At 53.2% G+C, this 15,481-nt stretch carries 9 protein-coding genes; 6 read left to right on the forward strand and 3 right to left on the reverse strand.

All coding sequences use genetic code 11. The features are described 5' to 3' along the window. Positions 1 to 471 precede the first annotated feature (471 nt). Together pflA and pflB are read right to left on the reverse strand one after the other, a co-directional pair. On the reverse strand, positions 472 to 1,200 hold the full coding sequence (pflA, locus tag KO088_RS02390; protein ID WP_215493259.1) for a pyruvate formate-lyase-activating protein: 729 nt from the start codon (positions 1,198 to 1,200) through the stop codon (positions 472 to 474). Between the two features lie 86 nt (positions 1,201 to 1,286). After that, on the reverse strand, positions 1,287 to 3,521 hold the full coding sequence (pflB, locus tag KO088_RS02395) for a formate C-acetyltransferase (protein WP_215493261.1): 2,235 nt from the start codon (positions 3,519 to 3,521) through the stop codon (positions 1,287 to 1,289). Positions 3,522 to 4,256: 735 nt separating this feature from the next. Between pflB and feoB the strand changes: the two genes are divergently transcribed. From feoB to KO088_RS02415, 4 genes are read left to right on the forward strand one after another with little or no spacing between them, the layout of a single operon-like run. Beyond that, complete coding sequence (gene feoB / locus KO088_RS02400; RefSeq protein WP_215493264.1) at positions 4,257 to 6,791, forward strand: ferrous iron transport protein B; 2,535 nt, start codon at positions 4,257 to 4,259, stop codon at positions 6,789 to 6,791. Between the two features lie 11 nt (positions 6,792 to 6,802). After that, the gene (locus tag KO088_RS02405; RefSeq protein WP_215493266.1) at positions 6,803 to 6,943 is read left to right on the forward strand and encodes a FeoB-associated Cys-rich membrane protein; all 141 of its coding nucleotides are present in this window, start codon (positions 6,803 to 6,805) and stop codon (positions 6,941 to 6,943) included. Positions 6,944 to 6,987: 44 nt separating this feature from the next. Next, positions 6,988 to 7,962: a calcium/sodium antiporter gene (locus KO088_RS02410; RefSeq protein WP_215493268.1), complete on the forward strand. Its 975-nt coding sequence runs from the start codon at positions 6,988 to 6,990 to the stop codon at positions 7,960 to 7,962. A 29-nt stretch (positions 7,963 to 7,991) separates the two neighbouring features. Then, on the forward strand, positions 7,992 to 10,271 hold the full coding sequence (locus KO088_RS02415; protein WP_215493270.1) for a RelA/SpoT family protein: 2,280 nt from the start codon (positions 7,992 to 7,994) through the stop codon (positions 10,269 to 10,271). A 110-nt stretch (positions 10,272 to 10,381) separates the two neighbouring features. Here the strand turns inward: KO088_RS02415 and KO088_RS02420 are convergent, their stop codons facing one another. Continuing rightward, complete coding sequence (locus KO088_RS02420) at positions 10,382 to 11,305, reverse strand: magnesium transporter CorA family protein (RefSeq protein ID WP_215493272.1); 924 nt, start codon at positions 11,303 to 11,305, stop codon at positions 10,382 to 10,384. A gap of 1,471 nt (positions 11,306 to 12,776) precedes the next feature. On the opposite strand from KO088_RS02420, the gene KO088_RS02425 reads away from it, so the two are divergent. Continuing rightward, positions 12,777 to 13,676 carry a DUF4919 domain-containing protein gene (locus KO088_RS02425; RefSeq protein ID WP_215493274.1) on the forward strand — a complete coding sequence of 300 codons (900 nt, stop codon included), beginning with the start codon at positions 12,777 to 12,779 and terminating at the stop codon, positions 13,674 to 13,676. A 24-nt stretch (positions 13,677 to 13,700) separates the two neighbouring features. Then, a complete protein-coding gene (gene recJ / locus KO088_RS02430; RefSeq protein ID WP_215493276.1) occupies positions 13,701 to 15,470 on the forward strand; it encodes a single-stranded-DNA-specific exonuclease RecJ in 1,770 nt (589 codons plus the stop codon). Positions 15,471 to 15,481: the final 11 nt, after the last annotated feature.

A 15,481-nucleotide genomic window follows, 5' to 3' on the forward strand; every position in this document is an offset into this window, starting at 1 on the left:
CAGATACTCAAGAAGTAGTACACAAAGATACGAGGATTTCGCCAAATAGCCACCCCATACCTCTGCACAACGGCTCATACCCCCACCTCCACTGACTAAGTTTTATATGAAGTGATATAGTGTCGCCTTTCTATGCTATAGCCCTCATCTAAGGGATCACTTCCATCGCATCTACTCTATGGGAGGGAAGCTACACTTACTATGGAAACAATCCATACCCACAGATGAGGATGAAACAAACCTATATTGGTCGCTGGGTGAACCTATATTGGTCACGGCGCTGACATATATAGGTTGTCCTGACGACCTATATAGGTTCACCCAACGACCAATATAGGTTGATGAAGCTCCTCTAAGAGGTCGCCCTTGAGGCGATCGTTTTCGCCCAATACCTAAACAGCAAATAGGGAGGATGAACCTCTTTTGGCTCATCCTCCCTATCCTATTCTGATGACAATACCTACTTGCCTACTACTGAGTCCAGACTACTGGGAAATACTGCTCAAGGATCTCCCGAGCAGCATCCACCTCCTCTGGGGTAGGCTCGTGGACATGCTCCAATGGGTACTCCCGTCCCAGCGTCTCATACTTATGCTTACCATAGGTATGGTAGGGCAAAAGCTCCAGACGCTCGATATTCTCATAGCTGCCGAAGCGCTCTCCAAGAGCATGGAGCACCTCGGGCTGATCGCTATAGCCTGGCACAAGCACATAGCGCATACGCACGGGCTTCCCCATCTGTCGGAGCAGCTCCGCCGTAGCAAATGTATTCGCGTTGGACTGAGTCGTCAGGCGACGATGCCCTTCGGGTAAGACGTGCTTGCAGTCAAGCAAGACCATATCGACGATCGAGAGGAGCTCGTCTACATAAGCATTGCGGATGCTACCCTGAGTATCGAGGCAGATATGTATCCCCTCTTCCTTGAGTTGGCGACAAAGAGGGATGAGCGCCTGCGCCTGCACAGTGGGTTCTCCTCCGCTAAAGGTAATCCCCCCACGCTTCCCGAAGAAAGGGCGCTCACTAATAGCCCGTCGTAGGACCTCAGCCTCCTCAATGAGCTTCCCACCCTTCCCAATAGGGATGGTATCAGGATTGGCACAATAGAGGCACTGGAAGTTGCATCCCTGGAGGAATACCACTAAGCGAAGCCCTGGACCATCGAAGGTCCCCATAGATTCAAAGGAGTGGATACGTAGCATAGCGAGCTATAAAAAGAGCGGGCGAAGGGTCGACACTGATCCTTCGCCCGCTACTATATTAATAGGTATTCGGAGAACTCCCCGCCTTAGCGCATGCGCTTATGGAAGGAGCGCGAGATGACCTCGAGCTGGTGCTCACGGCTGAGCTTGACGAAGTTCACGGCATAGCCAGAGACACGGATCGTCAGCTGAGGATAGTTCTCAGGGTGTACCATAGCATCCTCGAGCATCTCACGATTCAGGACATTCACATTGAGGTGGTGTGCACCCTTGGTGAAGTAGCCGTCCATCATCGAGATGAGATTCTCATTCTGCTCGCTCTTGCTGGAGCCGAGAGAGTGAGGGATGATACTGAAGGTGTTACTAATACCGTCGGCAGCATCGGTGTAGTCAAGCTTAGCTACTGAGCTGAGCGAAGCGATAGCACCGTGGTTGTCACGACCGTGCATGGGGTTAGCACCTGGAGCGAAGGCAACACCCTTACCACGACCGTCAGGCGTAGCACCCGTCTTCTTACCGTACATCACGTTAGAGGTGATCGTCAGGACAGAGAGCGTAGGCTCAGCGTTCTTGTACACGGGCAGCTCCTTGAGGAGGCCAGAGAAGATGTGGGTGATATCGTAAGCGATCGTATCGGCACGGTCGTCGTCATTACCGTAGCAGGGGAACTCACCTTCGATCTTGAAGTCTTCGGTCAGGCCCTGTTCATTGCGGATAGGCGTCACCTTAGCATAGCGGATAGCCGAGAGTGAGTCTGCTGCGATCGAGAGACCAGCGACACCATAAGCGAGGTTGATCTTAGGATCGGTATCGATGAATGCCATCTGTGCAGCCTCGTAGTAATACTTGTCGTGCATGTAGTGGATGATATTCATCGAGTCGTTGTAGACGCGAGCGATGACCTTGAGGACCTTGAGGTAGTTATCCCAGACCTGGTTGAAGTCGAGGACGTCACCCTTGAGTTCGGGGATCCCTTCGACCATGAGTGTACCAGAGATTTCGCAGCGACCACCATTGACAGCCAGGAGCAGAGCCTTAGCGAGGTTGGTACGTGCACCGAAGAACTGGATCTGCTTACCGATCTCCTGATAAGATACGCAGCAAGCGATACCGTAGTCATCAGAGTGACGGGTAGAGCGCATCAGGTCGTCATTCTCGTACTGGATAGAAGACGTATCGATAGATACCTGAGCAGCGAACTCCTTGAAGCCTTCGGGGAGCGAGGGGCTCCAGAGGACCGTGAGGTTAGGCTCGGGGCTTGGACCGAGGTTGTAGAGAGTCTGGAGGAAGCGGAAGCTCGTCTTCGTGACCTTGTGACGACCGTCAAAGAGGCGACCACCGATAGACTCAGTTACCCACGTGGGGTCACCAGCGAAGATCTCGTTGTATGAGTCCATACGCAGGTGGCGAACCATACGGAGCTTGATGACGAACTGGTCGATCAGCTCCTGAGCGAGTTCTTCGGTCAGCGTGCCGTGGTCGAGGTCATACTGGAGGTAGATGTCGAGGAAGCTTGATACGTTCCCGAGAGACATAGCAGCACCATCCTGATCCTTGATAGCAGCGAGGTAAGCGAAGTAAACCCACTGTACAGCTTCAGCTGCCGTGTAGGCGGGGCGACGAACATCGAAGCCATAGCCAGCGGCCATCTCTACGATCTTCTTCAGAGCACGGATCTGCTCAGCGACTTCTTCGCGCAGACGGATCGTGTGCTCGGTCATAGGACCGTGGATACCAGCGAGGTCTTCCGTCTTCCAAGCGATGAGACGATCAGCCCCATAGAGAGCCAGGCGACGGTAGTCACCGATGATACGGCCACGAGCATAGTTGTCAGGCAGCCCCGTGAGGAAGCTGTTGCTACGGAAGGAGCGGATCTCGTCGGTATATACATCGAAGACACCATCATTGTGGGTCTTGCGGTAGTGGGTGAAGATATCGGTAACGCGAGGGTCAACTTCGAGACCATTCTCATGGACTGCCTTCTCGACGACCTTGTACCCACCGAAGGGCTTCATGGCACGACGAAGGACCTGGTCAGTCTGCAGACCGACGATAACTTCGTTATCCTTATCAATATAGCCTGGAGCGAAGGCCGTGATACCAGAAATCGTGCTGGTATCGATAGAGCGTACGCCATGTGGATTTTCACGCTCTTCCTTGAGAGCCTGGAGGCAGTGCTCCCAGACGCGCTTGGTCTTCTCCGTAGGACCGGAGAGGAAGGAGGAGTCACCATCATAAGGGGTGACATTCTGAGAAACGAAGTCGCGGACGTTGAGTTCGACTTCCCACACGCCAGACTTAAATTGGGGCTGTTCTTGCATAACGCTAAAGAGGTTAGTTAAATGTAGTCTATACTACCTATGGTGTAGGCTAAAGAGAGTGGTAGTGCATCGCCTTAGACCACTCATCTCATCGCTTTCGGTGCAAAGATATAATAAACATTCGAATTGCAAACTACTAAGCGCAATATTCGCACTTAGCACACTCTCCGCGCACCTGTGCAATCTTTAACATCCTACATCAAGCAGCACAATCGTTCCTACATATATAATATAAGGTATAGGGAGGGTCCCGTCATCACATACCACACCTAAGAGAAGCAGCTCCCAGGAATCCACTCACCTCAGCCCAAGGCCCAGGCTGATGATATCCAGACCTATATTATATAGGGTATCAGAGATACGTACATACAGTGACTTTCAGAAGTCACAAAAAGAACCAGTACTGGTCAGCGAAGCGAGCAGTACTGGTAACACTGCGGACCAGTACTGGTAACTATCATCAACCAGTACTGGTCGGACGAGTGACCAGTACTGGTTCACATCATCCACCGATAGAACAATCCCCGCAAACCCTATATACATCTCACTATCGAAGAGCATACCAATCTCCCTTTCACTATACGATCAGGAGACGTAGCGACAAATTCTCCCCTCTCGAAAAGAAGGCCCCATAATTATAGTAAAGCTGAGGGGGGAGCAGAGAGCAAAGCCAAGAGTTTTTCTTCAAGAGGATCTTCTCAAGGTGAGTACGGCTTTTTGCATAACTTTGTAGATATGAACTTAGCTCAACTACAGACCGGGCAGAAGGCCGTCATCGTGCGAGTCGGTGGATCTGGTGCTTTCCGCAAGCGCATCCTTGAGATGGGTTTCGTGCAAGGCAAGGAGATCATGGCCGTGCACAATGCCCCCCTCCGAGATCCTATATACTACAAGATCCTGGACTATAATGTCTCGCTCCGACACTGCGATGCAGAGCGCATTGAGGTCCGTCTTCTCGAGCCTTTCGAGGAGCAGACTGATACCGTCGATGCCCCGCAAGAGTTACTTCCAGATCCCGAGCTGCATAGCCTCCACCGCATGGAGCTGGGACATATCAAGACCCGCGAGCTCCCCACCCTACGCATCGCCCTCCTCGGCAACCCCAACTGCGGGAAGACCTCCCTCTTCAACCAAGCCAGTGGTGCCCACGAGCACGTGGGGAACTACAGCGGTGTAACCATCGAGGCAAAGAGTGGATACATATACTATGGAGGCTACCGTATCGAGCTCATCGACCTACCAGGCTCCTACTCCCTCTCCCCTTATAGCCCCGAAGAGGTCTACATCCGTAACTATCTTACGGGTAAGGAGCGCCCAGATCTGGTGCTCAACGTCGTAGACACCTGCAATATCGAGCGCAACCTCTACCTCACACTCCAGATCAAGGAGCTCGGGCTACCTGTCGTCGTCGCACTGAATATGTTCGACGAGTTCATGCAGCGCAAGGAGTACTTCGACTACCCTCGTCTCTCGCGCCTTCTCGGTGTCCCGATGATCCCTACGATCTGTCGCACGGGTCTGGGGCTGGAAGCTCTATTTGATGAGATTATTAGCTTGGCTAAGGGACTGAAGGAAGGTGATGAGCAGCTGGTCGACATAGAGACAGGTAAGCTCCGCCCCCTACGCATCCCCTATGGCTCACTCCTCGAGCCTCTCATCAGCGAGCTGGAGAAGAAGATCAGAGAGCATACCGATATCACTGATCCTATCGTCGCACGCTCCACTGCCGTCAAGCTCCTTGAGCGCGACAGCGAGGTCGAGAAGCAACTCCTCTCACGCTACCCTCGTGGGGGCTTCCTCCTATCCGCTCGAGACTTTGCCCTGCGCAAGCTCCATGAGCAGACAGAGGAAGAGGCTGAATCCCTGATCACAGATGCCCGCTATGGCTTCATCTCGGGCGCACTCAAGGAGACCTACTTCCCTAAGCATACCGGCAAGCGAACACTCACCGACCGCATTGATGACATCGTCACCAGCCGTCTGTGGGGCTTCCCGCTCTTCCTCCTACTGATGGGGCTGATGTTCTTCTTCACCTTCACCCTCGGGCAATACCCGATGGATCTGATTGATGCTGGGGTGAATGCGCTCGGCGAATGGGTCGGTGGGGTGATGAGTGAAGGCCCACTACGTGACCTCATCGTCGATGGCATCATTGCTGGGGTCGGGGGCGTAATCGTCTTCCTCCCGCAGATCGTCATCCTCTACCTCTTCATTTCGCTCCTTGAGGATAGTGGGTACATGGCCCGCGCCGCCTTCATCATGGACAAGCTCATGCACCGCATGGGTCTACATGGTAAGTCCTTCATCCCGCTGATCATGGGCTTTGGCTGTAATGTACCAGCCGTGATGAGTACCCGTATGATCGAGAGTCGCAAGAGCAGACTGATCACGATGCTCGTCCTCCCATTCATGAGTTGCTCGGCACGCCTACCAGTCTATCTGCTCTTAGCTGGCGCCTTCTTCCCCATCCCTTGGCAGGCTACCTTGGTACTCTTCTCGCTCTACCTCATCGGTGTACTGATGGCTGTCATATCAGCCCGACTACTAAAGAGCGCTGTCTTCAAGGGAGAGGATATCCCCTTCGTCATGGAGCTTCCTCCCTACCGTCGCCCGACAGTGCGCTCGGTAGCCATCCACGTATGGATGCGCTCCAAGCAGTACCTTCAGAAGATGGGTACGGTGATCTTGGCAGCCTCCATCATCGTGTGGTTCATGAGCTACTATCCTCGTCAGAATGAGCTACGCGAGCAGAAGGACCAGCAGGTCGAAACACTCACCCAGTCTACCCTCCCCGAGGAGATCAAGCAGTCTCGCATTGATTCACTTGAGCATAGCTTCGCCACCTACCACCAAGAGCAGTCTATCATCGGGCGTATCGGGCACCTCAGTGAACCCGTGATCCGCCCCTTGGGCTTCGACTGGAAGATGGGCGTAAGCATCGTATCAGGCCTCATGGCTAAGGAGGTCGTCGTCAGCACAATGGGTGTCATCTACACGGGTAATGGAGGGGATGGCGACGAAGCTCTCTCTCAGCTCTCCACGCGCATGAAGCAGGAGGTCCGTGCTGATGGCTCGCCCTCCTTCACGCCCATCATCGCCTACACCTTCATGCTCTTTGTCCTGCTTTACTTCCCTTGTATCGCGACCCTCATCGCAATCGGTCGTGAGGCTGGACATTGGAAGTGGGGACTCTTCTCGGCGCTTTACTCTTGCGGGGTAGCGTGGCTCATCTGCTTCATCGTCTATCAGACCGCTCACCTATTAGGCTAAGCAATATCCTTATGACTCAAGAAATAGCTGTACTCATCATCCTTGCGATCGTGGTCTTCTTCATCGGACGAGCACTCTATCGCATGCTTCGCCCGAAGAAGGAGAACGACAATAATGGCGGTTGCTCGGGTTGCTCGGGCTGCTGCCACTAACTCCCCTATCTTCACGTCCACACCACTCTATCACCTCTGTATATATGCTTGTAGATATCCTACTCTTCCTACTTGGGATCATCCTGATTATAGTCGGGGCTAACTACCTCACCGAAGGAGCTTCGACCTTAGCACGTCGTATGGGGCTTTCGCCTCTGGTCGTGGGTCTCACGATCGTAGCCTTCGGCACCTCAACGCCTGAGCTTATCGTCAGCCTCATGTCCGCAATCAAGGGTAATGCTGATATCGCTATGGGGAACGTCGTCGGCTCTAATATCTTCAACCTCCTCGCTATCGGTGGGGTGACAGCAGTAGTAGCTCCGATCACCATCACCCAAAGTACCATCCGACGTGAGATACCTCTGATGCTCCTCTCCTTCTTGGTGCTCTTCTTCCTCTCCTACGATACGATCTTTGCCGGTACGGGAGCGACGGAGAACATCCTCTCACGAGGGGAAGGGCTTACTCTGCTGGGCTTCTTCCTCATCTTCCTCACCTATACCTTCGCCATCGCCAAGGATAGCCCCAACGATCCTCACGCAGACAACACGCCCCTCAAGCCTTACCCCATCTGGCTTCTCATCGTCTTCATCGTCGGTGGGCTCGCAGCACTGGTCTATGGCGGTGACCTCTTCGTCACCTCAGCATCAAGCATTGCACGCACCTTCGGTATGAGTGAGAGCTTCATCGGCCTGACTATCGTAGCTGCTGGCACATCACTCCCAGAACTGGCTACGTCCGTAGCAGCTGCCCTCAAGAAGCAGCCCGAGATAGCCGTAGGAAATATCGTCGGGTCAAATATCTTCAACGTCTTCCTTATCCTCGGTGTCAGCTCCAGCATCACCCCGATCCGCATCGGTGGTGTCACACCTCTGGACTTCCTCGTCATGATAGCCGCAGGTATCATGCTCTACATCTTCGCAGTCCTCTTCGGTCAGCGGGTAGTCAAGCGAGGCGAAGGTGCGATCCTTGCCCTTGGCTTCATAGCCTACACCGTCTACTTGATCATGCAGCTCTAATCCCCTAATCTTCTGGTATACCTCTACCTATGGCACAGATTAGCCTCAGCTTTTCCCCCGAGGAAGAAGCCCTCATCGACCAAGAGTATCAAGCCCTCATAGCGGACTATATAGCATCGCCTCACCGACAGAAGACTGAGATCATCGACCAGGCCTTTCGCCTGGCTCGTCATGCACACGGATTGGTACGCCGACGCAGTGGTGAGCCCTACATCCTCCACCCCATCGCAGTCGCTCGTATCGTGTGCAAGGAGATCGGCCTCGGGTCTACCTCGATCTGCTGCGCCCTCCTGCACGATGTCGTAGAGGATACCGAGTACACCGTAGAGGATATCCGCCGTGGCTTCGGTGATAAGATCGCACAGATCGTCGAAGGTCTTACGAAGATCTCCACCGAGCAGGTACCGCAGAACATCGATAGCCTGCAGGCGCAGAATATCCGAAAGCTCCTACTGACCATCGGTGATGATGCCCGTGTGATCCTCATCAAGATCGCCGACCGCCTGCACAACATGCGCACGCTCGGCTCGATGAAGCCCGACAAGCAGCTTAAGATCGCAGGTGAGACCTCCTTCTTCTACGCACCGCTGGCCGACCGCCTCGGGCTCTTCTCCATCAAAACCGAACTGGAGGACCTCAGCTTCCGCTACGAGCACCCTGAGGCCTACGCAGAGATCAAGCGCAAGGTCAAGGAGAGCGAAGCTGGTCGTGAGGATCTCTTCCATCGCTTCGCTGCACCACTGAAGGCACGCTTTGACTCTATGGGCCTCAGCTATGAGATGAAGACACGTGTCAAGGGATGCTTCTCTATCTGGCGTAAGATGCAGATTAAGGGGATTCCCTTTGAGGAAGTCTATGACCTCTTCGCCGTGCGTATCATCTTTGATAGTCAAGATGGGTACCCAGAGAAGAATCGTTGCTGGGACATCTACACGGCTATTACAGAGATCTACCGCAATCGCCCCGACCGCCTGCGTGACTGGCTCTCCACACCTAAGGGGAATGGCTACCAAGCTCTACACCTAACCGTGCTGGGCCCTGATGCGCAGTGGGTCGAAGTACAGATCCGTAGTCGTCGGATGGATGAGATCGCCGAGCAGGGGCTCGCTGCCCACTGGCGCTATAAGAGAGACGTAGTCGAAGAAGACCACGAGCTGGAGATCTGGCTGGATACCATCCGCGAAGTCCTCAATCACCCCGACTCGAAGGGGATGGAGTTCCTCGACACGGTACATCTCAGTCTCTACGCCCACGACATCACCGTCTTCACGCCTAAGGGGCGCCCCATCACCCTACCACTTGATGCCTCTGTCCTGGACTTCGCCTATGCTGTCCACACCGATCTCGGAGACACCTGTATCGGGGCGAAGGTCAATCACAAGGTGCTCCCTCTCTCCTACCGCCTCTCCAATGGAGATCAAGTCGAGATCTTGACGAGTAAGATGGTACAGCCCGAGCCTGGATGGCTCAACTTCGTGGCGACCGCTTATGCGAAGGTCAAGATCGAGACAGCACTTCGTAGACGCCAACGCGAAGCCATCGCACAGGGTGAAGCCCTCCTCACAGAGCGACTCAAGAGCCAGGGAGAGCAGCTTACCTCCTCGCTCCTCAACCGCCTCACCCACCTCTACCGCTACGACAAGCCTGATACCTTCCTCCGACACATCGGTGATGGGACCTTCGAGTTCCCCGAAGACTTTGATCGAGTCGTCCAAGGGAAGACACCAAAGAGTGGCGGTAATCGTGTCACGCGTGTCTTCTCTTCGCTCTTCTCCAGCAAGGAACGCGAAGGTCAGACCCTTAGCGGAACGATTGTACAGCGTCCTACAATTGATAAGTCTCATCCCTATGAGCTCATCGAGCAAGACGGCTTACTCAACTATAAGATAGCACCCTGCTGCCATCCCATCCCTGGCGATGACGCCCTCGGTATCATCAGCGACGAGAGTGAAGTCATCGTACATAAATGCTCCTGCCCAGAGGCGACACGATACAAGACAGTGCAGGGCGACCGCCTGCTCTCGGTACACTGGAGCACACATCACACTCCACTCTTCGAGACGACACTCGTCATCCGTGGGATCGACTCCAAGGGACTGCTCAACGCTATATCGCAGATCTTCTTAGAAGACTTCAAGGTCAGCATCACAGCTATCGACTTGAAGGCACACGATGGAGTGTTCCAGGGGACGATCTCTGTGAAGGTATTAGACACACGCCAGGTCGAAGCTATCTGCCAGATCCTACGCCGCAACCCTGCTATCCACGAGGTCTACCGCCTCTCAGAGCTGGAAGCAGGGCGTAGCTAATCACCGCCAAGTACTCTCCCTCATACAAAGACAGCCGCCCCCTCGCACGATGAGATGCGAGGGGGCGGCTGTCTTTATTTCGAATTGTATCTACGTGTCTACGTGGACTCCTAGAACCACTTAATCTTACGGAAGAGATAGAAGGCCAAGCCTGATATCGTCACCGATACAGCGAAGATCGCAAGGAAGGCCCAGTACCATTCGCCAAGGTAGACGTTGACGTTCATCCCGAAGAAGCTCGAGATCATCGTCGGTACCGTCAGCACAATGGAGATACTCGTCATGCGCTTCATAATCGTATTCACATTGTTGGAGATGATATTGGCCGAGGCATCCATCATACTCGTGACGATATCGGTGTAGATATTGATCGTATTGTAAGCCTGACGAAGCTCAATGCTCACGTCTTCGAAGAGATCTGGATCGACGCTCGAAGCACGTGAGGTCGTGCGCAGACGCCCAAGCATAGCTTCATTGCCTCGTATAGAGGTACTGAAGTAAACCAGAGATCGCTGCAGACGCATGATGCGGAGGAGGTCCTCATTACGAATGCTAAGCTCCAGCTCCTTCTCTGCACGATTGATCTCAAGATACATCAGCTTCAGGTACTTCAGGAACCATACCGCTGACGAGTAAATCATACGTGTGACGAACTCGGTCTGGTTGGCAATACCGATATTCTTTCGTCGGATATGATTGATGAAGTCAGGTAAGAGCTGTGTACGTCTGTAGCAAACAGAGACCGTAGCGCGATGCCCTGTGATGATCCCCAGAGGGACGGTCTGATAAGGCATACCTGGTCCGCCTCCGTCCATCGGTATGCGGAGAATCGTTAGGAGCCAATCATCCTCGCGCTCTGCACGTGGACGCTCATCAATATCGGCTATGTCGGATAGGAATTCTCTTGGTATCCCCAGCTCCTTCGTCAGGAACATGAAGTCATCTTCATCGGGGCACTCGACGTGCACCCAGCAGTGGGGGGCAAACTCTTCCAGCTCGGGTACACCCGGCTCGAAGGTGAGGTAGCTCTTCATTATATCGCTTAGCTGTATATGGTGGGACTATTACACTCCGAGCATCCCAGTGCTTACGGAGTGGATACTGTCGGCTCACCTCATACAGCTCCCTCCTCAGAGGCAGGGAAGTCCGTAGGGCAAGACGACGGAGCGAGAGGCGCTTACACAGCGCTCATTCGGCGGGAGGGAATCGTCCATCTGTCTTATCTTCCTTAGCGGTTATACTTAACGATGAAGCTCTCTATAGGGGGCTATTCACAGCTCCTTCACTAAAAAGCTTCGTGCAAAGGTAAGAAAAAGCGCCCAGCTGAAGCGCCTGCCCAGAGAGAAAGCGAGGGAAACACACCAAAGGATAAGTAGCTGATGCTCAATATAGCTCCACAATCCATTCCCCATTTGAGGGCTATCGAGAGGATAATCGCTTAGTAATCAGAAGGCCATTGCGCAAGGCCATATCTTCACTGCCTGCACTTTCCTCCTTCGAACTTCTCAGCCTAAAGACTCCGATTTTCGAGGGAAGAAGGTATGAGTAATGAAGAGGTGACCTTGCACAATAGTCTCATATAGGTATATGGGTGTGTGGGTAGAGCTATATAGGATGGCGAAGAAAGCTATATAGCTTTGGATCGATTCCTATATAGCTTTGGACTGATTACTATATAGCTTTGCACCGATTACTATATAGCTTTGGACTGATTACTATATAGCTTTGCACCGATTACTATATAGCTTTGTACTGATTACTATATAGCTTTGAGAAGTGACCTCTATTAGGTTATTGCTCCGCGTAGGGATAAAAATTGTGGACGAGTAGCAGATAAGTTTGGACTACGTACGTGGCTCTAATATCTACGTACGTGGATATTTGGATTTATGTACCCGGCCTTTAAGGCTACGTACATAGATGCGGAAAAAGCACTACGGGAAGGCGCTTTTTCTTCGCGAGAAAGACACTTTACCCTCCGCTGGATAAGAGGAATACTCGCAATAAAGCGAAGTGCTTTCTGATGTGAGCGGTACTGGTTCATTTATCCCTCCTTATACGGATCCCAATGAATAGCCATTATAGGACCGCACCTTGGCACCCACAATAATCTAATTTACAAACAGATAACAAGCTACTCCATACGACCATCATAGGACTTCTGACATTCCACTCTTGTTGTGCTCCCCATCAAGGCTGTAGCAGGAGTACCCTATGCAACCCCCTGCACAAGGAAGTAGTCATTAATTATGAGTTAGCCCCTGAAATGTGGCTTTTTGTATACCTTTTCTTAGGAAAGAAGAGCGGATAGGCATAGGTAATCCGAGCCGTTTCCGTTATCTTTGTCTAAGTGACGGGGGCTCCCTCCTCTATACTGAGGCACAGATTGACCTCGTTCCTTCTAAGCGACACTCAGTGATCACCCTCCGAGCTTGCCGTGGGGCAGTAGCGAAGAGCTTCTCTCCTGCCTCAATGAGTATCGGAGACGACTAACAAGAAACAACTATGCGACCTATCCATTCGAAGATAACCCTCCTGCTGGCTGCCCTCAGCCTCTCCCTATCCGTCCCATCGATAGGAGAAGCACGTAGCCGCAAGAAGCCTACGACCTCTACGAGTAAGAAGGCCTCCTCTAAGTCATCCAAGAGTAAGAGCTCGGCGAAGAGCAGTCACAGCTCCTCACGTCGCGGCCGCCACTCCTATAATATACGTTCGCGCGCACGTGGCCGCTACTATGCAGCCCAAGCTCCCAGTGAGGAGCAACTTGAGATGATGCGTCAGGACAGCATTCGCCTGCGTACGGGGGGGACAGCACCTGTACAGAAGGTAAGCGAAAAGAGTGCACAGTCCAATGAGCTCTTGACGACACGCTTCCGTCGCGCAGACTCTACGCTCAGTCGCGCAGATATCAGAGAGCTATACTTCTCAGTAGATGGACGTGAAGACACAGCGCCCTTCCTCAGCAAGATAGAGGCTGAGGCCGATCGCCTTATCGAGGGGAAGAACTTCACTGAGGCACTCAAGACCGTCCAACAAGGGCTGTGGCGTACCCCCACGCATATTGGGCTCATCAAGCGCGCCTGCGACCTCTCGCTTCACCTCAAGAGCTCACGATTCAATACCTACATGTACCAGCTCGTCGAGCTTCTCAGCATGATCGCCCACACGGGTGATGGCTCGAGCTTTGATAAGGCCATTCAAGTGCGCTCACTTGACGATGCTCTTCTCTTTGAGCAGCATTGGAATGAAACACCTCGCGAGGAAATCCTCGCCAGCCGTGAGCAAACGAACAAAGGCAAGGACTATGTCGTTGTAGAGATACAAGGCTCCGGGAAGGGTAAGACACAGCAACATTACTATCTGATCCAGCCTACCCTGACGCCCAGCGCCACCACAAAGAAGTAGTAGCAATAGCAAGGAGATATAAGCATGTCCCAAAGCTGGGAGATAAGACAATATACCACAGATGAGGAGACCCAAGCTTGTGAATTAGCCACACGCTTGGGGCTCTTCCCTGCTATGGGGCGCCTCCTGGTAGCAAGAGGTATACGTACTTATGAGGAGGCACAGAGCTTTTTCTCTCCACGCCTTGAGGAGCTACATGATCCCTTCGCTATGGAGGATATGCTGGTCGCTGTCGAGCGGCTGAATAGAGCTATTGAGCAGCGGGAGCATATCTTGATCTACGGAGACTATGATGTCGATGGCACCACAGCCGTAGCCCTACTCTACCGCTATCTGCGAGCACAATGCTTGCCCGAGGAATACCTCCACTACTATATTCCAGATCGCTATGACGATGGCTATGGTATCACGTTGCAGGGCATAGACTATGCACGGCAGTTAGGTGTCAGCCTCATCATATCGGTAGACACGGGGATCAAGGCGTTTGAGGAAATCACCTACGCTCGAGAGCATGGGATGGACTTCATCGTCTGCGACCACCACACGCCCGATGATAGCCTTCCTCCAGCTACTGCTATCCTCAACCCGAAGCGTCACGACAACCACTACCCCTTCACCGAGCTCTCGGGCTGTGGGGTAGCTTTCAAGCTTGTACAAGGGCTTGCCTCCCATCGAAACCTCCCTTTTGAATCTCTTTTTCCCTTGCTGGAGCTTCTCGTCCTAAGTATCGCTCAGGACCGTGTTTCTATACTTGGGGAGAACCGTATCTTCATATCTCACGGCCTGCAGCAGATCAATAGCCACCCCTCGGTAGCTATCACCTATCTCATGCGCTTAGGGAAGATCCAGCCTGGTCGCGTCGATATGGCGAGCATCTACTACGAGCTCGGACCACGTATCAATGCCGCAGGGCGTATGGCACACGGCGCTGAGTCTGTCAAGCTCCTCATTGCCGAGGATGCTGCTACAGCGGAGGCACAGAGCCAGATACTCGACGAATACAATCGCCAGCGTCAAGAGCTCGATCAGCAGGTCACACGTGAGGCCATTGCCCTCGTCGAGAGTGACCCACAGCTCCAGAAGCAGCGACTCATCATCCTCTACCGCCCAGAGTGGAACAAGGGAGTCATGGGCATCGTAGCAGCACGACTGGCCGATCGCTTCCACCGCCCTGTGCTCATCCTCTCCCATAGTACAGGTGACTTCCTCGCCGGATCAGGACGCTCTGCAGGAGGCTTTGACTTATACCAAGCCATCCAAGCTTGCAGTGACTGCTTGGAGAACTTCGGCGGACACATCTTTGCCGCAGGGCTGACAATCCGTGAGGACCGCCTCCCTGAGTTTATGCGACGCATACAGGAGTATGCTGATAGTGTGGAGCAAATCACCTCGCAACCATTCACTCCGACCCTCCAAATCGATGCAGAGCTCAAGCCTTCCGAGGTGTCACGCACGCTCCTCCGTCAGGTAGAGATGCTCTATCCCTTCGGCACGGACAACGAGCGTCCCATCTTCATGACTCGTAACATGCGAGATGCCGGTGGCACACGTGCTGTAGGCAAGGCACTTCAGCATCTGAGCCTACGTATGACCGACAGCTATCAGCGCATCCGTCCCCTTCATGGCTTCGCTCTGGGGCTGGCTCGCTATGCTCCCGAGATCACACGGCACAGCGCCTTTGCCCTGTGCTTTGAGCTTGAGGAAAACAACTTCTATCCGCAGAGCTTCCTACAGCTACGTGTCAAGGATCTCTGCCTTGAGAGTGAGCTGTCAGAGCGACTCACGGACCGCTAGATCACGCTGGA

The sequence above is a fragment of the Porphyromonas bobii genome (genome assembly GCF_943169685.1).
Lineage (GTDB): Bacteria > Bacteroidota > Bacteroidia > Bacteroidales > Porphyromonadaceae > Porphyromonas > Porphyromonas pasteri.

Coding starts and splice junctions, on each gene's coding strand:
- KO088_RS02415 (WP_215493270.1), top strand. CDS start 7,992: ATGGCACAGATTAGCCTCAGCTTTTCCCCCGAGGAAGAAGCCCTCATC.
- KO088_RS02410 (WP_215493268.1), top strand. CDS start 6,988: ATGCTTGTAGATATCCTACTCTTCCTACTTGGGATCATCCTGATTATA.
- KO088_RS02425 (WP_215493274.1), top strand. CDS start 12,777: ATGCGACCTATCCATTCGAAGATAACCCTCCTGCTGGCTGCCCTCAGC.
- KO088_RS02420 (WP_215493272.1), bottom strand. CDS start 11,305: ATGAAGAGCTACCTCACCTTCGAGCCGGGTGTACCCGAGCTGGAAGAG.
- pflB (WP_215493261.1), bottom strand. CDS start 3,521: ATGCAAGAACAGCCCCAATTTAAGTCTGGCGTGTGGGAAGTCGAACTC.
- KO088_RS02405 (WP_215493266.1), top strand. CDS start 6,803: ATGACTCAAGAAATAGCTGTACTCATCATCCTTGCGATCGTGGTCTTC.
- recJ (WP_215493276.1), top strand. CDS start 13,701: ATGTCCCAAAGCTGGGAGATAAGACAATATACCACAGATGAGGAGACC.
- feoB (WP_215493264.1), top strand. CDS start 4,257: ATGAACTTAGCTCAACTACAGACCGGGCAGAAGGCCGTCATCGTGCGA.
- pflA (WP_215493259.1), bottom strand. CDS start 1,200: ATGCTACGTATCCACTCCTTTGAATCTATGGGGACCTTCGATGGTCCA.